This window comes from Vibrio sp. SCSIO 43097, assembly GCF_023650755.1.
In the GTDB taxonomy this organism is placed as follows: Bacteria; Pseudomonadota; Gammaproteobacteria; order Enterobacterales; family Vibrionaceae; genus Vibrio; species Vibrio alginolyticus.
The window spans coordinates 1,109,701-1,129,238 of the sequence record NZ_CP071840.1 but is presented as its reverse complement, the minus strand read 5'-3'; the positions used below and the strand labels follow the sequence as shown (position 1 = coordinate 1,129,238).

17 protein-coding genes are annotated in these 19,538 nt (G+C 43.2%); 7 read left to right on the top strand and 10 right to left on the bottom strand.

Features of this window, described 5'->3' with window-relative positions; translation table 11 throughout:
• Nucleotides 1-5 precede the first annotated feature (5 nt).
• Entirely contained in the window at nt 6-1,565 is a 1,560-nt protein-coding gene (locus J4N40_RS05350) for a SulP family inorganic anion transporter (protein ID WP_005380840.1), read from the top strand.
• A gap of 60 nt (nt 1,566-1,625) precedes the next feature.
• On the opposite strand, the gene J4N40_RS05345 is transcribed toward J4N40_RS05350, so the two are convergent.
• Nucleotides 1,626-2,075 (bottom strand): low molecular weight protein-tyrosine-phosphatase, encoded by a 450-nt coding sequence (locus J4N40_RS05345; protein WP_053304232.1) that lies wholly within the window; start codon nt 2,073-2,075, stop codon nt 1,626-1,628.
• 117 nt (nt 2,076-2,192) lie between these two features.
• Between J4N40_RS05345 and cobO the strand changes: the two genes are divergently transcribed.
• Nucleotides 2,193-2,798, top strand: coding sequence for a cob(I)yrinic acid a,c-diamide adenosyltransferase (cobO, locus tag J4N40_RS05340; RefSeq protein WP_005380837.1), 606 nt, complete (start codon nt 2,193-2,195; stop codon nt 2,796-2,798).
• 62 nt (nt 2,799-2,860) lie between these two features.
• Here cobO and J4N40_RS05335 read toward each other — a convergent pair whose 3' ends face one another.
• The 3 genes from J4N40_RS05335 to apbC all read right to left on the bottom strand — a co-directional run bounded on the left by J4N40_RS05335 (nt 2,861) and on the right by apbC (nt 7,035).
• Nucleotides 2,861-4,948 (bottom strand): AsmA family protein, encoded by a 2,088-nt coding sequence (locus J4N40_RS05335; RefSeq protein ID WP_017633849.1) that lies wholly within the window; start codon nt 4,946-4,948, stop codon nt 2,861-2,863.
• 188 nt (nt 4,949-5,136) lie between these two features.
• On the bottom strand, nt 5,137-5,778 hold the full coding sequence (gene udk / locus J4N40_RS05330; RefSeq protein ID WP_005380833.1) for a uridine kinase: 642 nt from the start codon (nt 5,776-5,778) through the stop codon (nt 5,137-5,139).
• A 180-nt stretch (nt 5,779-5,958) separates the two neighbouring features.
• Nucleotides 5,959-7,035 carry an iron-sulfur cluster carrier protein ApbC gene (gene apbC, locus J4N40_RS05325; protein WP_054574796.1) on the bottom strand — a complete coding sequence of 359 codons (1,077 nt, stop codon included), beginning with the start codon at nt 7,033-7,035 and terminating at the stop codon, nt 5,959-5,961.
• Between the two features lie 162 nt (nt 7,036-7,197).
• Between apbC and metG the strand changes: the two genes are divergently transcribed.
• Nucleotides 7,198-9,273, top strand: a complete 2,076-nt coding sequence (metG, locus tag J4N40_RS05320; RefSeq protein WP_033905755.1) for a methionine--tRNA ligase — start codon at nt 7,198-7,200, stop codon at nt 9,271-9,273.
• Nucleotides 9,274-9,340: 67 nt separating this feature from the next.
• Here metG and J4N40_RS05315 read toward each other — a convergent pair whose 3' ends face one another.
• The 3 genes from J4N40_RS05315 to J4N40_RS05305 form a co-directional block, all read right to left on the bottom strand.
• Nucleotides 9,341-9,688, bottom strand: coding sequence for a hypothetical protein (locus J4N40_RS05315; RefSeq protein WP_172563540.1), 348 nt, complete (start codon nt 9,686-9,688; stop codon nt 9,341-9,343).
• A 68-nt stretch (nt 9,689-9,756) separates the two neighbouring features.
• A complete protein-coding gene (locus tag J4N40_RS05310) occupies nt 9,757-10,110 on the bottom strand; it encodes a hypothetical protein (protein ID WP_053306622.1) in 354 nt (117 codons plus the stop codon).
• A gap of 10 nt (nt 10,111-10,120) precedes the next feature.
• Nucleotides 10,121-11,194 carry a hypothetical protein gene (locus tag J4N40_RS05305; RefSeq protein WP_172563539.1) on the bottom strand — a complete coding sequence of 358 codons (1,074 nt, stop codon included), beginning with the start codon at nt 11,192-11,194 and terminating at the stop codon, nt 10,121-10,123.
• Between the two features lie 310 nt (nt 11,195-11,504).
• Here J4N40_RS05305 and J4N40_RS05300 point away from each other — a divergent pair, with 310 nt between their 5' ends.
• Nucleotides 11,505-12,314 (top strand): hypothetical protein, encoded by an 810-nt coding sequence (locus J4N40_RS05300; RefSeq protein ID WP_017821380.1) that lies wholly within the window; start codon nt 11,505-11,507, stop codon nt 12,312-12,314.
• A 110-nt stretch (nt 12,315-12,424) separates the two neighbouring features.
• Here the strand turns inward: J4N40_RS05300 and fadR are convergent, their stop codons facing one another.
• Nucleotides 12,425-13,264, bottom strand: a complete 840-nt coding sequence (gene fadR, locus J4N40_RS05295) for a fatty acid metabolism transcriptional regulator FadR (RefSeq protein WP_005380824.1) — start codon at nt 13,262-13,264, stop codon at nt 12,425-12,427.
• A gap of 639 nt (nt 13,265-13,903) precedes the next feature.
• On the opposite strand from fadR, the gene nhaB reads away from it, so the two are divergent.
• Together nhaB and dsbB are read left to right on the top strand one after the other, a co-directional pair.
• Complete coding sequence (nhaB, locus tag J4N40_RS05290; RefSeq protein ID WP_005380822.1) at nt 13,904-15,490, top strand: Na(+)/H(+) antiporter NhaB; 1,587 nt, start codon at nt 13,904-13,906, stop codon at nt 15,488-15,490.
• Nucleotides 15,491-15,573: 83 nt separating this feature from the next.
• Nucleotides 15,574-16,110, top strand: a complete 537-nt coding sequence (dsbB, locus tag J4N40_RS05285) for a disulfide bond formation protein DsbB (protein ID WP_017821379.1) — start codon at nt 15,574-15,576, stop codon at nt 16,108-16,110.
• 79 nt (nt 16,111-16,189) lie between these two features.
• Here dsbB and J4N40_RS05280 read toward each other — a convergent pair whose 3' ends face one another.
• Nucleotides 16,190-16,807, bottom strand: a complete 618-nt coding sequence (locus J4N40_RS05280) for a YecA family protein (protein ID WP_017633855.1) — start codon at nt 16,805-16,807, stop codon at nt 16,190-16,192.
• A gap of 170 nt (nt 16,808-16,977) precedes the next feature.
• On the opposite strand from J4N40_RS05280, the gene dusC reads away from it, so the two are divergent.
• Entirely contained in the window at nt 16,978-17,937 is a 960-nt protein-coding gene (gene dusC / locus J4N40_RS05275; protein WP_213972421.1) for a tRNA dihydrouridine(16) synthase DusC, read from the top strand.
• Between the two features lie 51 nt (nt 17,938-17,988).
• On the opposite strand, the gene J4N40_RS05270 is transcribed toward dusC, so the two are convergent.
• A complete protein-coding gene (locus J4N40_RS05270; protein WP_005380815.1) occupies nt 17,989-19,449 on the bottom strand; it encodes a sensor domain-containing diguanylate cyclase in 1,461 nt (486 codons plus the stop codon).
• Nucleotides 19,450-19,538: the final 89 nt, after the last annotated feature.

The following is a 19,538-nucleotide window of genomic DNA, read 5'->3' as shown; positions in this document are numbered from 1 at the left end:
CAAACATGTTCGAATTTCCCCAATTTTCTAAGCACTCCGTAAAAAATGATGTGCTATCAGGCTTAACCGTTGCGCTAGCATTGGTTCCTGAAGCTGTCGCATTTGCGTTCGTCGCAGGCGTAGATCCGATGGTCGGTCTTTACGCTGCATTCATCGTTGGTCTTATTACTTCCATTTTCGGTGGTCGTCCTGGCATGATCTCTGGTGCAACAGGTGCCATGGCAGTCGTAATGGTTTCGCTTGTCGCGACTCACGGTGTCCAGTACCTATTCGCAGCCATCATGCTCGCTGGTATTCTTCAAATTGCCGCTGGTATGTTTAAATTGGGTAAGTTCATCCGTATCGTACCTCACCCTGTGATGATCGGTTTTGTGAACGGTCTGGCTATTGTTATCTTCCTAGCTCAGTTGGGTCAGTTTAAAGCGCCAGACATCAACGGCATGCTTACTTGGCTACCACAAGACCAGATGCTGCTAATGCTTGGTTTGGTTGCGCTGACTATGGCAATCATTCACTTTCTACCAAAAATCACAACAGCTGTACCCTCTTCACTTGTTGCGATCGTAACGGTGACGGCTTTAGTGGTTGGCTTGGATCTGGAAACTCGAACTGTTGTTGACTTCCTGCGTACAATGTCTGGTGATGAAGCTGCAACACTCGCAGGTTCACTACCAACCTTCTCTATTCCTGCGGTACCATTTACACTAGAGACACTACAAATCATTCTTCCATACGCGATCATTCTCGCGGCCATTGGTCTAATTGAATCTCTACTAACACTGACAGTTTTAGATGAGATGACGAATACTCGTGGTCAATCTAACCGCGAATGTATCGGTCAAGGTATGGCAAACATGACGTGTTCTGTGTTTGGCGCAATGGGTGGTTGTGCGATGATTGGTCAGTCGATGATCAACGTAAACTCAGGTGGTCGCGGCCGTCTATCTGGTATCGTTGCGGCTATCGCTCTATTGATGTTTATCTTATTCGCTTCTTCGCTAATTGAAATGATCCCACTCGCTGCTCTGGTTGGTGTGATGTTCATGGTTGTCATTGGTACATTCGAATGGGCAACATTTAAGCTAGCACGCCGCGTACCGAAGCAAGACTTCTTCGTTATTGTTCTTGTGACCGTTGTTACTGTTCTTACTGACCTTGCTGTTGCCGTAGCGGTTGGTGTTATCGTTTCTGCATTAATGTTTGCATGGCAACACGCTAAGCACATCTATGCCGACACGTGCTTAAACGAGGAAGGTTCAAAAGAGTACAAGATTCACGGCCCTATTTTCTTTGGCTCTGCGGCTAACTTCCTGGAGTTGTTTAACGCGCCTGAAGATCCAAAAGATGTGATTGTCGATTTTGCAGACTCTCGCGTGACAGATCACTCTGCAATTGAAGCCATTGAAACACTGGCTGAGCGTTACAATGCTCAAGGTAAAACGCTGCACCTTCGTCACCTAAGCCCAGATTGTCGTAAACTTTTGGACAAAGCTGGCAGCTTGGTTGAAATTAACGTGAAGGAAGACCCAAGCTACAAAGTCGCAACCGACATACTAGCGGGTTAACACGAATAAAAAGGGATGAGCTGAGCTCATCCCTTTTTCTATTGTCTTCAAGTACGGTGATTATAGCTTCTTCAAAATTGCGTCTGATGCCTCTTCGATTAAATCAAGCACCAGTTCAAAGCCATCTTCCCCACCATAATATGGGTCCGGGACTTCGTCGTAAACTGACTCAGAATGACTTAAAAATAACGATACTTTGTGTCGATACTTCAACGGACAAATATCCAATAAATCGGCCAAATTTGCTTTATCTGCGGCTAATATAAGGTCAAACTTTTCAAAGTCATCAATGGTGACTTGGCGCGCTTGCATTCCTTTAAAAGAATAACCTCGCTGCTTTCCTGCTGCCATCGCTCTTGAATCCGGTCGGTTTCCTGCGTGGTAGCCAATTGTACCTGCCGAATCAACCTCTACTTCAACGCCTAGCTTTTGAGCTTTCGCTCTTAACACTGCCTCTCCAGTTGGTGACCGACAAATGTTTCCCATACAAACAACAAGTATTTTCTTCATTTTATTCCCTGAATTATCGGTGGTTTTTCTTCACGATATGTTGGTCTATCATAGCGAGATAAATCAATGAACCCAAATTAGCTTGGGCACAGCACGAAAAGGAATTAAGGAAGTATTATGTCTATCGAAGAAAATAAAGAAGCACGCCATAAAGCTCGCCAACAAAAAGTCAAAGAACAGGTAGACGCAAAAATCGCTGCTGCTCAAGAGGAAAAAGGTCTGCTACTGATCATTACCGGAAATGGTAAAGGTAAATCGACATCAGGATTCGGTACGATCGCACGCGCAGTGGGTCATGGTTTGAATTGTGCTGTCGCGCAGTTTATTAAAGGTACTTGGGACAACGGTGAGCGCAACCTACTTGAGAAACTCGGCGTTGAATTCCAAGTAATGGCAACCGGCTTTACGTGGGAAACTCAAAACAAAGCCGCTGATACCGAAGCAGCGCAAGGCGTATGGCAAGAATGTAAGCGCATGCTGCAAGACGACTCTATCGATGTCATCTTATTTGACGAGCTAACTTATATGGTGAGCTACGGCTACATCGACTTAGACGAAGTGGTCGAAGCACTGAGCAACAGACCTAAAATGCAGTCGGTTATTATTACTGGGCGTGGCGCACATCGAACCCTGATTGAAATGGCCGATACCGTTTCTGAAGTGAAAAATGTAAAGCACGCATTTGAATCTGGCGTAAAAGCCCTCAAAGGCGTCGATTGGTAACACTCGCAGAGTAATTTAAAAAGGGTTGGCAAAATGCCAACCCTTTTGATTTTCACGCACGGTTAGTTGAAAAGATTCTTCAATAAACCATCGACCGCATCTTTGGTTTTCTCGTCTTTGATTTTGTCCGTTAGCTTCTCCACGCCACGATCGATTTCTTTTTGAGCTTTCTGCTTCAGAACATCATCGAATACGAGCTTGAATTTAGGATCTGCCCACTTACCAGACACATTGATTGGAATCGTGATGTCTTTCAGCTCATCTATATCTTTACCGCCCTGGCCTTCTAGGCTGCCTACAACTGACGTGCTGATAGTAAAGTCGACTGTTTCATTGATGTAGTTTGCGGTACCTTTACCACGAACACGTAACAATGGAGACTGAGCTTGCATATTATCCGTTGATACAACACCTTTGTTGAGTTTCAATGTCGCCGTCATCGCACTGAAGTCTGTTTTCTTAGCTACATTGGTGCCTTCAACTTTTTGCCCTTTAAATTTCGCATAGTTTTCACGAATCAACTGAGCAACGTTGATGCCATTCACCGCACCGTCAGCAAAATTGATAACAACCGTACCAGATAGATTCTTCTTGATACCGGTAGGCGTGAGACTCTTACCTGTAACATTCACATCAATGTTACCTGTCCCTTCAAGTTTGTCGTTTTCAGCAACGTCTATAAGTAGCGGTTGAACTTTCACGCCTTTGATTGACTTTTTAACACTGTAAGTCGCTGGTGATTGGCGTGCATCTAACTTCGCTGTCGCTGAGATTGAGCCTTGGTACAACTTCGAACTAAAAGATGTAAGCTCAAACACGCCACGATTTACAGTGAAGCTCGTTTTTACCGCTTCCATCTTCGCATTTGCCGCTTTGAATTTGTCGATGGTAATGTCACCCTTTACATCTAACGTTTTCAACGCAGACAAATCAGGCTCAACCTCAGGTCCGGCAGGAGCACTCTCGCCACCAGAAGCAGGCTTATTACCTTCGGCAGCTTGCTTATCTAACCCTAAGAACTCATCAAGATCGATATTGGGGCTATGGAGAGCAAAGCGTACTTTAGGAATATCACCGAGTGCCACATCAGCCTTACCATCTAAGGCGATAGCATTCGCTGTTAACTTCTCTAGAACAAAACTCAGATGGTTTTTCGTTAGGTCGAAAGACAGATCAGACACCATGTCGACTTTCATCGGGGACTGAGGTAAAGCATCACCCTCAAAAGTCGATTTAAGAGTTAACTTATCCAACTGTACTTTGCTGATAGCCTTGTCCACGCTAAGTTGACCAGCACCCTGCATATCTAACTTCATACCACCAGCGTCACCCTTAATGGCATAAGTCAGGTTATTTACTTTATCGAATTCAAACGTGTCTAAACCGATCGTTGCCGATTCAATTTTATTGGCAGGGTCAGAGTATGTCGCATCAAAGTTGATGTTCTTTAGCGCGTAGTTTGCCAAACCTTTTTCTAGCTTAAAGTCTGCCTGACCTTTCGCGGTGAACTTTTGGTCGTTCATTTCGCCCTTCACGCCAAAATCAGCCGTTGTCCAGTTGTCAAAAGCGAATTCGGAAAGGTTTAATGAAATATCATAAAGTTTGGTGTAACTACCGGCTTGCTTATCCTGCATTTCTAATGAACCGTTAGAAACCGTAACGCCAGCAAGATTAATACTCCAATCAGAACCAGAAGTTTGCGTTTCACCATTTTGCGTAGGCGCAGCATTGTTCTCTTGTTCTGCTTGTTGTGTTTGGGCTTTCGTCAATGCATCAATATTCTTGCTGCCATCTTTCTTGGTTTCAATGTAGAACTCAGCACCATCAAGCGTGACGTTTCCAATTTCAAGCTGTTGACTAAAAAGTGGCATAACAGAGATGTCTACACCAACGGTATCAACTTTGAATAAATTGGGTTTACTAAAGCCTTGTGGGTTTCGCAACTCTGTATGTCCCAACTCAAAGCCAATCGATGGGAAAAATTGCCAACTGATATCCCCTTCAATCACCAACTCTAATCCCGTTTGCTTTTGCGCTTGCTCAACAATAAGGGGTTTAAACTGATTCGGATTGACGAAGATGGTTAACGCTAAAATTGCGACCAAAATGACCACAATCGGTATTGCTAGAATTAAGAGCAGTTTCTTCATTTGTTTTTCCTTGCTCGAGTGTTTTTACAATTATAAGCGCAGACTCCATTTACCGCTGACAGTTCCACAAAAGCGTGAAAAATGTCTGGTTTTAACCTGCAACTGACTAATTTAAAAACAAAAAAAGAAGTGGCACTTAAGGTGCCACTTCTTCTCTTAAAAATAAAGCGATATAGCCGTCTATAGGCTTAAGCTTTCAAAAGTCTTGCAATGTGAGCTTTTAATACATCAATTGCGATACGGTTTTTACCACCGCGAGGAACAATAATGTCCGCATATTGCTTAGAAGGTTCGATAAACTGCATGAACATCGGACGTACTGTTTGTTGGTATTGCTTAAGAACAGACTCCATAGTTCGGCCTCGTTCTTCCACATCACGCTTAACACGGCGAAGCAAGCAAATATCTAACGGTGTGTCCATAAATACTGTCGCATGCATCAAATCACGAAGACGAGGGTCTGTAAGAAGAAGGATACCTTCTAGAATGATCACCTTTTTAGGTGTCATTGTGGTGGTGTTAATTGTTCTTGTGTGCTCAGTGTAGCTGTACTCAGGCACTTCTACTGCTTCACCACGTACCAATTTTTCTAGGTGCTCACACAGTAGGTCGTGGTCCAACGCACTCGGGTGATCGTAGTTCGTCTTTACTCGCTCTTCCATGCTTAGGTGGCTTTGGTCGTTGTAGTAGCAATCTTCCGTGATGACACCGATTTGATGATCGCCTACTTTCGCGCGAAGCTCATTATAAATAGTGCTCGCGATCAGACTTTTTCCAGAAGCAGAAGCGCCAGCAATACCTACGATGACGCATTGATTATTATCAGACATTAGTTTGCACCCGATGATGATTTCTAGTCACATAAAAAGATAAACTGCCTGATTATAGGGAGTTCACCCCATAGTTACTAGTTGGAATTAGGGTTTAGTCATAAGTTTCTGCCTGCTCAGAGGATTAACCTCCGAGCAAACGTTAAAATGTGCAATTATCAACCAACAGGCATAGTAAACTTAGTTCACCATTGTAAAGCTAATCGCATCTGGTTTTGCTTTGCCTTGCCAAAACATCGTGCTACATACGCGATCGGCAAGTTGCTTATAATACCCTGCATGCTCACTTTCTGGGCGTCTTGCTACCGTTGGCACGCCAGCGTCAATATCTTCTCGCATAGAGATATGAAGCGGAATTTGTCCTAACAATGCTAAGCCAAATTCTTGCGACATTTTTTCAGCTCCGCCCATACCAAAAATATGCTCTTTCGCGCCACATTGACTACAAATGTGATAACTCATGTTTTCCACAACACCAATAACCGGGACATGGACTTTGTTAAACATTGCCGCTCCCTTCCTTGCATCGGCAAGGGCTAAATCTTGCGGTGTTGTGACTAGCACGCTACCTGTTACCGGAATTTGTTGTGACAGAGTCAATTGAATATCCCCCGTACCTGGCGGCATATCAATCACCAAATAATCCAAATCTGGCCAATCTGTTTCAGTTAATAACTGCGACAACGCTTTTGAAGCCATTGGACCGCGCCATATCGCCGCTTCTGATTTATCCACCAAATAACCGATAGAATGAGTATAGATGCCGTGAGCAAAAATGGGTTCCATCCACTTGCCATCACGAACTTCTGGTTTAGCATCTTCTTGCCCCAACATCATAGGTACAGACGGACCATAGATATCTGCATCCAACAATCCCACTTTCGCCCCAGATTGAGCAATCGCCAACGCTAAGTTAACTGCGGTAGTAGATTTACCAACGCCACCTTTCGCAGAACTGACGGCAACGATGTTCTTAACACCCTTAACCGAGTTAGCCACTTGAGTTTCTAAAGCTTTAACTCCAAGGCGAATATTAAATGGGAATTCAGCCACTTTACCCGAGGCTTGCTGCTGTTTAATCCAGTCATGCAGTACGGTTTGAAGCTCATTACTTGCGAATGGCAACGTTATATCAATAGAACCCTGTGTCGTAATCGAAATTGCGCCATGAATATCTGCCCAGTTTTCCACCAACTGTGGATGTTGGAATTGGTTAAACCAGTGACAAAAATCTTGTTTTGAAGTGAACTGATGCATAAGCCCTCCTTTTAGATGTCATGCTACCACCGTCCAGGCTCAACCAGAACCCCAAAAAAACTAAGGCATTCCGCAGTTTGACACCTTGGAGTTAGTCAGTTCATGGGGTAGTATTATCCATCAAAATTTATTTATACCTATCAAGAAAAGCGAATATTAAGTATGGCAAACGATCCAAAAAACTTTCCGTCAAGGAAAATGCTGGTAACTTGTGCCCTTCCGTACGCTAACGGTTCGATCCACCTTGGTCATATGCTTGAGCATATCCAAGCGGACATTTGGGTTCGTTACCAACGCCTACGCGGCAACACTGTAAACTTCATCTGTGCTGACGATGCTCACGGCACGCCAATCATGCTTAAAGCGCAACAGATGGGTATTACTCCTGAAGAAATGATTGCCGCAGTTAGCGAAGAGCACCAAAAAGACTTCGCTGGATTTGATATCAGCTTTGATAACTACCACAGCACACACTCAGATGAGAACCGTGAGCTAGCGTCACACATTTATCTTGAGTTGAAGAAAAATGGCTTTATCTCTAGCCGCACTATCTCTCAGCTGTTCGATCCAGAAAAAGAGATGTTCTTACCGGACCGTTTCGTAAAAGGTACCTGTCCAAAATGTAAGTCTGAAGACCAGTACGGTGACAACTGTGACAACTGTGGTGAGACTTACAGCCCAACAGAACTGATCAATCCTAAATCTGCGGTTTCTGGTGCGACGCCAGTAATGAAAGATTCAGAGCACTTCTTCTTCGACCTGCCTCAGTTTGAGAGCATGCTAAAAGAGTGGACTCGCTCTGGCTCGCTACAAGCTGAAACAGCGAACAAAATGCAAGAATGGTTCGAATCTGGTTTGCAGCAATGGGATATCTCACGTGACGCACCATACTTTGGCTTCGAGATCCCTGGTGAGAAAAACAAATTCTTCTACGTGTGGCTAGACGCGCCTATCGGCTACATGGGCTCTTTCAAAAATCTATGTGACAAGCGCGACGACCTAGATTTCGACGAGTATTGGAAAAAAGACAGCTCAGCAGAGCTGTACCACTTCATCGGTAAAGACATCGTTTACTTCCACAGCCTATTTTGGCCAGCAATGCTAGAAGGTTCTGGCTTCCGCAAGCCTAACAACGTATTCGTACACGGTTACGTAACCGTAAACGGCGCGAAAATGTCGAAGTCTAAAGGCACGTTCGTAAAAGCAAGCACTTACCTAGAGCACCTAGACCCTGAGTGTCTACGTTACTACTACGCTGCGAAGCTAAACAGCCGTATCGACGATCTAGATCTTAACCTTGAAGACTTCACTCAGCGCGTAAACGCTGACGTTGTTAACAAGATCGTTAACCTGGCATCTCGTAACGCAGGTTTCATCGCGAAACGTTTTGAAGGCAAACTGTCTGACAACTTTGCAGAGCCTGAACTTTACAACGAATTTGTTGCTGCTGCTGACCGTATCGCTGAGCTTTACGAAACGCGTGAGTTTGGTCGTGCAATCCGTGAAATCACGGCATTGGCAGACAAAGCTAACCAATACGTTGATGAAAAAGCACCGTGGGTTGTAGCAAAAGAAGAAGGCAAAGATCAGGAACTACAAGACATCTGTTCTGTCGGTATCAACCTGTTCCGCGTACTGATGACTTACCTGAAACCAGTAATGCCATCGCTAGCTGCGCGTACTGAAGCGTTTCTAAACCAAGAGCTAACTTGGGAAAACATCGCTGCTCCACTAACAGGCCACGAGATCACTAAGTTCAAAGCACTGTTCAACCGTATCGATCCGAAGAATGTTGAAGCGATGATCGAAGCATCTAAAGAAGATGCGGCGGCAGAAATGGCGGCGAAAGAGAAAGCAGAAGCGGAAAAGAACAAGGCTAGCGAAACTGAGCTAGACAAAGAGCCAATCGCTGAAGAGATTGAGTTCGACGCTTTTGCAGCAGTAGATATGCGTATCGCTCGTATCATCTCTTGTGAAGAAGTGCCAAAAGCAAACAAACTGCTTAAGTTCCAACTGGACATCGGTGGTGAAACTCGTCAAGTGTTCTCTGGCATCAAGTCAGCGTACAAACCTGAAGAGCTAGAAGGCAAACTAACTGTAATGGTTGCAAACCTAAAACCTCGTAAGATGAAGTTTGGTATGTCTGAAGGTATGATCCTAGCGGCAGGCCCTGGTGGTAGTGACCTGTGGATCCTTGAGCCACACGAAGGCGCTCAACCAGGGATGCGTGTAATGTAATGCTCTTCGCATAATAGAAAGGCTTAACTATTTCAGTTGAGCCTTTTTTACAACAAGATAAAATTACTTAATGCAACCTATACTCTTCCGGTCCCCAAGTAATGGTCGCGCCACACACAAGGAAAAGTACAAAACTGATGCTTACAACATACGCAAGTATTCTATCAAACGTTGTTGCGTATTTTAGTATTAGTTGGTCATCCACTAGTGATAATTTGACTGGCTTTCCTCGCATCAATACTGATGCGTACATGGGAAATCTAAAACCCCGCCCATTTCTGTCCCAACCAATAGGGTCATGACCATCCCGCAACATTTTTTTCTCAATCCGCTTTACCGATACACGAATGAAAAGCAAAGTACTAACTAACCAAGTACATCCGATAATCATATTTGCAATATCAAAATCAGACACGTTGCTCCCTTTATCAGGATTTGGCTTTTCAACTAGGCTTATATTCACCGTTCTACAGAGCCCTGCGCTTAACTGGTTTTCACTCTGTACTCTTCAGGCCCCAACCCCATAACTGCTCCCAAAGCAAGTGCCATCACGAAGCTTATTGTGACAATATACGCAAGCACTCGGTCAAAGACTGTCGCGTACTTTAGAATAAGTTTGTCTTCTACCAGCGATACTTTCGTAGGTTTACCTCGCATCAACACTGAGGCGTACATGGGAAACCTAAAACCCCACCCATTTCTGTCCCAGCCAATTGGATCATGACCATCCTGCAATATTTTTGTCTCAATCCGCTTTGCTGATACACGAATAAAAACCAATGTGCTCAGTAACCATGTCCAACCAACAATCATCACTATAAGATCGAAACAAAACACAATTACTCCTTTAAAACCAATTTACTTTAGAGCTAGTTTCATAGGTTTTTTCTGCTAAACCTTGCCCAAACCAATCACCCATTTTTGCAGCCGCATAACCAGCCCCTAAACCAACACCTATTAATACTACTACTCCAAATGGGCCAGCAGCTAAAGCGATTCCCATTCCAGATGCAATCACTTTGGATGTGGTCCAAATGCCAGCAGCGTTGCTCGCACCAAACCCAGCAACTTCCATTGCCGCTCTTTTTTGCCAATTTTCTCCGTTATTCTTGGCATTTCGAACATTGTTAAAGCGAACACCAGCATCAATCATGATAATCTTTTTACCTACAATACTAGAGCTTTGTTCAAGAACTCGAATTGAGCGGATGTTAGCTATAGATGTTAAATGTAACTTAGTTATATCCCTACCGCTTCGCGCGATATTGACAGCCCTATTCGGGTTGCTCCAAATGTTACCGCGGCTACTTTTAATTCGCCCTGCATGATGGGCAAGTTCTTTTGTAAATTTTGCATTCAAAGAACTATGAGCTTCTTTAACTCTATATCCAAGCTTCACAAGCTCCTTTTTCTGCGCACCATTTCGTGAGGCTGTACGTACATCTAGTAAGGCATTTTGATATTTGAGCAAAGCTTTCCCGAAATTACTCAATCTGACTTGCTTTTCATTAACAGCAGTAGCGGCAGCACCTACTGCAGTATACTCATCGATTTTCCCCCCCATAGTATGATTAGTAGCATCTAAAAAAGGCTTAATCTCTTTTTCATAGAGGAGGGCTACCGCTTGTAAGTTTTCATCGCCAAACTCACTTGTTAGATTGGCTACATTTCTTTTGGTTTCTTGTGACCAACTTTTTACAGTATCAAGAGCACAAGCTATATCAGGTCTCTCGCTACGCAACTTAGCTATGTTGATCACAGAGCCTTCGTTCAGTATGAAAGGAGTACCTGCGGGAATAAAACTACCAAATATATGTGGGTTGTCCTTACGAAACTGAAGGTACCTATCCTCATCATTTGTATCGATAGGGAGCGTTATCTTTGAGTGAGTACTGAAGCATAGGTCGAATTTATTAGACAAATTAATTACCTCGAACAATCAACAAAATAGACAACTTATATCATATGAAGTGTTCGAATATTTTAATTTCTAAACATTGTGACTTGAATCAGACTAAAAAGTAATCAATATGTAACTCACAAAGAATAACGCGTACACCAAGCATCGACACCGAATAATCAAACATATTCACAAATTTGGTGAATCCATGCACCAACAACGACCATTCAAAAAGAACATTCAATATAACCAATTGTTTAAATTGAGTTTTTGTTTGGCATCAAAACTGCAGTCTTCCTTGTTAGGTCCAAACACTAACAAGGAGTTGGTTATGTTTGTTTTGATTTCCACACTATTGTCCATCGCTATTTTAGCCGGAATATATCACTTATCTTCTAAACGAGAGCAGCAACATGCGCGCAAATATCAGCTGTTAACATTGTTGCGAGATGTTGTTCACCTTCTGAGACACCACCGAGCTGCTACTCACTACTCGCTTCAATTCCAACAAAACGATCAACAAAAATTGGACGCTCTTCATGATGCTCTGACTAACAAGCTGCATCTTTTAGTCGAAACATCACGGTTTGAAAACAAACCCATGTATCGCGTATTACAGATTAAAGTAGGGAAACTACTTGAACAATGGAATGACCATAGTGTTGCAAGAAACCAGATGGAGCATGGTAAGTTAATTCGTCATTGCTTGTTTTTGATGGATGAAGTAACCATCGCATGGCTAGCGGTTGAACAAAGAGATGACTTACATAATGAGTATCACATGAACTGGCAAAACATTATGGATAGCTTGGAGACCCTGACTCAGTTACGAATCAGCATTCAAGATTTAGGAGAGCAAGGCGGAAATGAGCGTTTCAAAAATTATGCATCGGTCATGATGCGTAAGCTAAACCAACTAGCGGTTATCGCTCCACTTAGCATTACCTCTCCTGCTTCCACGCGCTCAATACAGACGCTAAATGAATACGTGACAGGGAGTCATGTCGACTTAACAGAAGCAGAGCTTTATGGCGTCACATCGGACTTGTCATTGACCATCTTCAATACTTACGACCATGTCCTTTCAGATGTCGTAGAGTCATTATATCTACCGTTACCCAGACTCTCACTAGCAGGATAAACGTTCCATACCTTATTATTGGTGCTTGGTTCGTCGCCGACTTATAAATAAAAACAAAAAAACCGCAGGCCTAAGGCACTGCGGTTTTCGTTTATCCAACTTGTCAGCGCTTAGCTGTCGTCTTCCGTGAAGTTCGTTGGTAATTGCTTTTTCATTTCGTTCCAGATCAACGCACTTTCCATACCATAGTGACGAATCACTACTGGTAGTTGCTCACGCTGGCCACTTTCACAAGTTTCGAGCAATTGATGGTAAAACTTCAGAGCTAGCTCACGAGAAGCTGGATTTGAGAAGTAGTAGCTACCGACACGATCGTAGAGCTTCTTCAAACCATTAAAGATCAAACCGTAAATTTGATTTCCTGAATGGAATGCTAGGCGCTGGAAAAGCATATAATCGTAAAAGTTGAACGTTTTAGCAATCAAGATTTCTTGACGCTTCGCTTCATCTTTCTCGTTATCTTCTTTAACATTCTGCAGAACTTTTTCAGCATACGGCGAAGAAGCGATGAATTCGTCCCAGGAAGCCGCATTCATTAAAGCTTCACAAGATTCGATTACGTTCTTAATTGTACGCTCAGAGCTCTCTTTGTTCGCTTTAAATGCATAGCGCATAAAGATAGGACTGATGTTGGTACGTGCCGCAAGCAGATCTTCTACAATGTTTGTCGCATTATCAACGTCTAGCGTCATTAAAGTATCCAAAATATGCAGGCCAGAGGTCTCCATAAATTGGTTAACTTTCGTAGGTTTGCCGTGCTGGATAGTTAACCATCCGTCACGGGCTAGTCGTTGAAGAACCTCTCTTAAAGTCGTTCGAGTAACACCAATCAGTTCGGACAGCTCGCGCTCAGCAGGTAAAATTGAGCCTGGAGGAAAACGGCCGTTCCAAATGCTCTCGATAATATATTTTTCTGCGAATCCCGCAGGGCTTTTCGCCTTTATGACCATTCTACTTTTTATCCAATATTGATTTCTGAGGGTCGATACTACTCATCATACCACTACTTAGCGGTTTGAGAAAATTTACGATCAATAGTGGAAATGACTCCATAACATAGAGTTAATACTCTATATGTTGTGTCAATTTAAGAGGCTCTAACATGCGAGCGAAAGCAGTAAAATATGAATTTTCATTTAATTAAACAGCTCACAAATCTCGGAGAAATAAAGACAACCGTGTCACATTTTTATATTCAAAATATGAAAAATTACTTTGTATATCACAGTTAATATTCTTTCTTAATTTGCCTTTTCTCGTCACTGACCGTCATTTAAAATCCAAGAGGATTTTTTTAAGACTTTCATGGTATAGTAACGCCGTTTTGATCGCGTTATTACATTTAAAAAGTCATTTTAGTCGGTAGCATCACGTTTTGTTATTGACTAATAAATGCCTGAGTGTAGAGTTTGCGGTCGAAAGTGAGCGGTGCTTGAGTTCAGGGGAAGTAACTTGGCAAGACTACAATAAAAAAAGGATTGTTGTTTTACTAAGTTATTGTTTTTAAAGACTAGTTAATAAGTCTAACAAACAGATACTTAAGCACTATTGTAGTGTCTATTCATAATTTTGTTATAAAGAGAATTATCATGCCGATATCGCTCGGAAACGCTTTTATCAAGAACTTCCTTGGTAAAGCGCCTGATTGGTACAAAGTTGCCATTATAGCCTTCTTAATAATTAACCCGATTGTATTCTTCCTAATAAACCCATTTGTAGCTGGATGGTTGTTGGTCGCTGAATTTATTTTCACGCTAGCAATGGCATTAAAATGCTACCCATTACAACCTGGCGGTTTACTTGCTATTGAAGCCATTGCTATCGGCATGACTAGCCCTGCGCAAGTTAAGCACGAATTAGTAGCAAATATCGAAGTACTGCTACTTCTGGTATTTATGGTTGCGGGCATCTACTTCATGAAGCAGCTATTGCTGTTCATTTTTACCAAAATTTTACTTGGCATTCGCTCTAAAACCCTACTATCACTCGCGTTCTGCTTTGCTGCTGCATTTTTGTCTGCATTTTTGGATGCCTTGACGGTTATCGCCGTTGTTATCAGCGTGGCGATCGGCTTTTATTCTATCTATCACAAAGTGGCGTCTGGTAACCCTATAGGTGACCATGACCATACACAAGATGACACGATCACTGAACTAACGCGTGATGACTTAGAAAACTATCGTGCGTTTTTGCGCTCTTTGTTGATGCATGCTGGTGTAGGTACTGCCCTAGGTGGTGTAACCACGATGGTTGGTGAACCTCAAAACTTAATTATTGCAGACCAAGCGGGTTGGTTATTTGGTGAATTCCTAATCCGTATGTCTCCAGTGACACTCCCTGTATTTTTCTGTGGTCTCATCACTTGTGCTTTAGTTGAAAAGCTTAAAGTGTTTGGCTATGGCGCGAAGCTTCCTAATAACGTTCGTCAGATCCTCGTCGATTTTGACCGTGAAGAGCGTAAAACGCGAACAAATCAAGATGTCGCAAAACTCTGGGTTCAAGGTCTTATTGCGGTTTGGTTGATCGTTGCACTCGCTTTGCACTTAGCGGCTGTCGGCTTAATTGGCCTTTCTGTGATCATTTTAGCGACCGCATTTACTGGTGTCATTGAAGAGCACTCCATGGGGAAAGCGTTTGAAGAGGCCCTGCCCTTCACTGCACTGCTTGCAGTATTTTTCTCGATCGTTGCTGTAATCATTGACCAAGAGCTGTTTAAACCAGTCATTGATGCGGTGCTTGCCGTTGAAGATAAAGGTACTCAGCTAGCTCTGTTCTATGTGGCGAATGGCTTATTATCTATGGTGTCGGATAACGTGTTCGTTGGTACGGTTTACATCAATGAAGTAAAAACTGCACTCATTGAAGGCCTCATTACTCGTGATCAGTTCGACTTACTGGCGGTGGCAATCAATACTGGTACTAACCTGCCTTCTGTTGCAACGCCAAACGGTCAAGCGGCATTCCTATTCTTACTCACATCGGCTCTCGCTCCATTAATTCGCCTGTCTTACGGTCGAATGGTTATCATGGCGCTGCCTTACACCGTCGTTCTTGCGATTGTCGGTCTGATGGGAATCATGTTCTTCCTAGAGCCTGCAACCGCTTCTTTCTACGAAGCTGGTTGGATTTTACCTCATAGTGGTGATCTGACTCCCGTAGTATCCGGTGGTCACTAAAATTTGAGTTGATTAGGAAACTTATCCACGATAAAAAGCTCTGAGTATTCAGAGCTTTTTCTATTTCAGACAGGAACAAAAACGTGACTATTTTAAATTCACTTAACCAGTTTTCAAAGGGACGTTTATCGTGGCTACTGCTTCTGCTATTCGTCGTTTTCTTTGAAGCATGTGCCCTCTATTTTCAGCACGTCATGATGCTTGCACCATGTGTCATGTGTATTTATGAAAGAGTCGCGATGATGGGAGTGGGCGTCGCTGCAATGGTTGGTATATTGGCACCCAAGAACCCAATTTTCCGCTGGCTAGGTTTGATAGGCTGGGGATTAAGTGCTTACAAGGGTTTGTTACTTGCGATGCAGCACGTTGACTACCAGTTTAATCCATCACCATTCGCGACTTGCGATTTATTCGTCACATTCCCTAGCTGGGCTCCGCTCAATCAGTGGGTTCCTTGGATGTTTGAAGCATATGGTGATTGCTCTAAGGTTGTGTGGCAGTTCCTTGATTTATCAATGCCACAATGGTTAGTCGTAATTTTTGCAGGCAATTTAATCGCTTTGGCATTAATTGTAATTGCACAATTCTTCCCTGCAAAACGCGTTAATCCAATTCGTTAATCCTACTGACGCGTAAAAATTAACAAAAAGCCGACCATCTGGTCGGCTTTTTGTTAAGTGGATAGCGCGGCGATTCGCTTTAGCCGCGTGATTGACCACAGCACTGCTTGAATTTTTTTCCGCTCTCACAAGGACAGGGATCATTGCGCCCGATACCTTTGAATGGGTTTAGGCTTTGAGCTTTATTGCCTACCATCAACTCATCCGCGCCCAGCGCGACTTCACCGACCATTAAATCAAGCTGGTCGACTAAATCTGTCAGGGCCGGTGGCGTTTCAATACCTGCGTCGCGCATCTGTTGCTGCGTTGCTGGCTCATCGATAGCCAGCATCAAAGTGGTCAGTAATGCTTGCAGCATACGCTGTAATCCATCATTGAGCTCAACGTCCTGCCACTGTTCTTCAATCATTGGCCAAACAGACATAAAGCCTTCGGCAAAATCAGCAAGTTGTTCGGGATCTTTGCCTGTTAGCTCTAGCACGGAATATTCGTTTCGTTGAATTCGGTTATGCTGCTTGTGAATTTGCTCTTCCACAGCTGGTTGAATCGCTTTGAATCCCTCACCTAATAGCGGCTCTAACCACTTTTCAGGAGCGAGTGGTTTTGTCGTCAGATTCGCAGCTAACACTGCGCCTTCGATAAATAGGCAAGATTCATCGACGTGAACTTCACCTTTTTCAATCAATGTGTATTGCATGACATCTGGTTTCCCATAAATTTGGCGGCATTATACCTCAGAGCTCAAAAGCACGTAACCTAACGTTGTGTGTTTGACTGCATTGGGCGCTTCGACTCTTTTAATGACAAACTTAACTTACATCGCTACAATCGCCCTCCTTTTTACCACCAAACTGTATTAGGCAAGCTATGCGAGTTGTACTAGGCCCAATGGAAGGCGTTTTAGATCATTTGATGCGCCAAATCCTGACCGAGATAAACGACTATGACCTGTGTGTTACGGAGTTTGTTCGCGTAATCGACCAGCTATTACCCGATCATGTATTTCACCGTTTATGCCCGGAGCTGTTGCAAGGTTCTCAGACTGCATCTGGTGTGCCAGTACATGTGCAATTGTTGGGACAAGAACCAAACTGGATGGCTGAGAACGCAATTAAAGCGGCAAATCTTGGCGCCAGAGGTATTGATATAAACTTTGGTTGCCCAGCCAAAATGGTCAACAAAAGTAAAGGTGGAGCAGCGCTACTCCAACATCCAGAGCTCATTCACCGTGTGGTTAAAGCTTGTCGAGAAGCCGTTCCAGAAGCCATTCCCGTAACTGCAAAAATTCGTCTTGGCTGGGAGAACCCTGAAGATTGCTTTGAAATTGTCGATGCCATTCAGTCTGCTGGCGCAAATGAACTGACCGTACACGCACGTACTAAACAAGGTGGTTATAAAGCTTCTGAGATAAAATGGGATTACATCAACCAAATTCGCGAACGTTTTGATATCCCACTGATTGCGAATGGCGAAATTTGGAATTATGAAGACGGTCAACGTTGCATTGAAACGACTGGCGTTAACTCTTTGATGGTGTGCCGAGGCGCTTTCAATATCCCTAACTTAGGCAATATGGTAAAACATAACCACCAGCCAATGTCATGGCCCGAGGTGGTTGAGTTGCTCATCTATTACTCCAAGTTTGAGATGAAAGGCGATAAAGGCTTGTATTACCCAAACCGCGTAAAACAATGGTTCTCTTACTTACGTCAGGCTTATCCTGAAGCAAAAGACCTATTTAAAGAAATCAGAACGTTCAACAAAGCCGCACCAATTGTTGAGCATATTCAACGCTACCGCGATGACTTAAACTCTCAGGTTGCATAACTCCCGAACACAAAAAAGGACGAATATCTCGTCCTTTTTTGTACCTAAATCCTAGTAACAGATCTTATTTTTGCCGGTACTTTTGGCTTGATATAACTTTTCATCCGCCGCTTTAAACAATTCATCAAAGTTTTCTACTCGGCTCTCTTTACTAAACACCACACCGCCAGAGATCGTAAAGCCTTCTTTCGTTACGCGTGTCGAGCGCTCATCTATGGCCTTTTTTACTCTGTCTAAAATGAGTTTAATGCCCTCTGAATCTTCGTCATAAATCGCTAAAACGAACTCTTCGCCACCAAACCTTGAGGCAACATCGGTATGGCGAATATTTTCACGTATACATTTTGCAACAAGCTGAATTGCAGAATCACCGACATCATGACCATAGGTGTCGTTGATCTTCTTGAAGTTATCAATATCGAACACTGCTAAAGCAACCTGTTTTTTTGTCATCTTATTACGCCACACGGTTTGCATACCTCGACGATTCAATAAGCTGGTCATTGGGTCTCTTGCTGCCAGTTCTTTAAAGTAGCGTCGCTCGCTATGCATATTCACATAGAACAAGACGACGGTACTCAACACGTAAATAAATAGTGCGACAATAAGGCTGTATTTTTCAAAAACCGCTAGGTTCTTAGCTTCATCCCAAAGGTTGTACTCGTAGTACATGCTGTGATTCGCACTCAATCGCTCTAATTCGACTGGTTTGATTCGTGTACTGTTTGAAGGAATGGATTGTAAATTGGAAACCAAATGAAACTGACCTACAAGACCTAGCGACGAAGCCATAAGCGTATTGATGTCAAAATCAATAGATAAAACACCTTGATGTTCTCCTTTCTCATAGACGGGTACCGTCATACTAATGACTTGACCTTCCATCGAGTCCAACACAGGCCCTGGTCCAGCCAAGGTAATGTTCACTTTATCTTGCGCGGTTTTTTGCCAAAAAGGTCGGGCTTTTAGCGTTGACAAAAGCTCTCTCGTGAAATTTTTTGCGTAGGTATCGGGTGAGGAGATAACGTAACCGCGCTTGTCAATGTAATGGATTCCAACAATGTGCGATTCAATATCGTGCAGAAATGACAAGGACGGCGCAAAACCCGCCTTTTGTTCAGCTAACTGGTTAATCGTTGAACCTTGCTGGCATAAGCTTTCGTCCCCTACGATCATATAATCAAGGTCAACCGCAGGTAACCCTTCACTGTAAACACTTTCGAGTAATAACACATCTATAGGCCAAAGATAACAAAGCCCTTCTTTGACTAAAGAATTATGTTCTTCAAACAGTGGGTTAGCGTAATTGGTATAGTTGGTGAAGCTGTAATCTAAAGCCGTGAGCACTTTGATACCGCGAGACATTGCACGCTCGATACGCGAATACTCAGAATCGATATAGCGGTTAACCGCATCATAGTAATTTTTCGTTGTCACGAGTAAAACCACTACAAATAACGCCAGAGGAAAAAAGATGACAAATGAGAGGCTAAATCGCCTTTGGTTTACCATTGAGTACCATGCATATGAAAGGTCAATAGTCTCTTATGACTGCTATTAAATTGATACTCGTTATCTGGTGACGCATGCAATGCAGCACC

What these genes read in the sequence shown, in the direction of transcription:
- J4N40_RS05350 (WP_005380840.1), top strand. Translation starts at nt 6, where the DNA reads ATGTTCGAATTTCCCCAATTTTCTAAGCACTCCGTAAAAAATGATGTG.
- J4N40_RS05345 (WP_053304232.1), bottom strand. Translation starts at nt 2,075, where the DNA reads ATGAAGAAAATACTTGTTGTTTGTATGGGAAACATTTGTCGGTCACCA.
- cobO (WP_005380837.1), top strand. Translation starts at nt 2,193, where the DNA reads ATGTCTATCGAAGAAAATAAAGAAGCACGCCATAAAGCTCGCCAACAA.
- J4N40_RS05335 (WP_017633849.1), bottom strand. Translation starts at nt 4,948, where the DNA reads ATGAAGAAACTGCTCTTAATTCTAGCAATACCGATTGTGGTCATTTTG.
- udk (WP_005380833.1), bottom strand. Translation starts at nt 5,778, where the DNA reads ATGTCTGATAATAATCAATGCGTCATCGTAGGTATTGCTGGCGCTTCT.
- apbC (WP_054574796.1), bottom strand. Translation starts at nt 7,035, where the DNA reads ATGCATCAGTTCACTTCAAAACAAGATTTTTGTCACTGGTTTAACCAA.
- metG (WP_033905755.1), top strand. Translation starts at nt 7,198, where the DNA reads ATGGCAAACGATCCAAAAAACTTTCCGTCAAGGAAAATGCTGGTAACT.
- J4N40_RS05300 (WP_017821380.1), top strand. Translation starts at nt 11,505, where the DNA reads ATGTTTGTTTTGATTTCCACACTATTGTCCATCGCTATTTTAGCCGGA.
- fadR (WP_005380824.1), bottom strand. Translation starts at nt 13,264, where the DNA reads ATGGTCATAAAGGCGAAAAGCCCTGCGGGATTCGCAGAAAAATATATT.
- nhaB (WP_005380822.1), top strand. Translation starts at nt 13,904, where the DNA reads ATGCCGATATCGCTCGGAAACGCTTTTATCAAGAACTTCCTTGGTAAA.
- J4N40_RS05280 (WP_017633855.1), bottom strand. Translation starts at nt 16,807, where the DNA reads ATGCAATACACATTGATTGAAAAAGGTGAAGTTCACGTCGATGAATCT.
- dusC (WP_213972421.1), top strand. Translation starts at nt 16,978, where the DNA reads ATGCGAGTTGTACTAGGCCCAATGGAAGGCGTTTTAGATCATTTGATG.
- J4N40_RS05270 (WP_005380815.1), bottom strand. Translation starts at nt 19,449, where the DNA reads ATGGTAAACCAAAGGCGATTTAGCCTCTCATTTGTCATCTTTTTTCCT.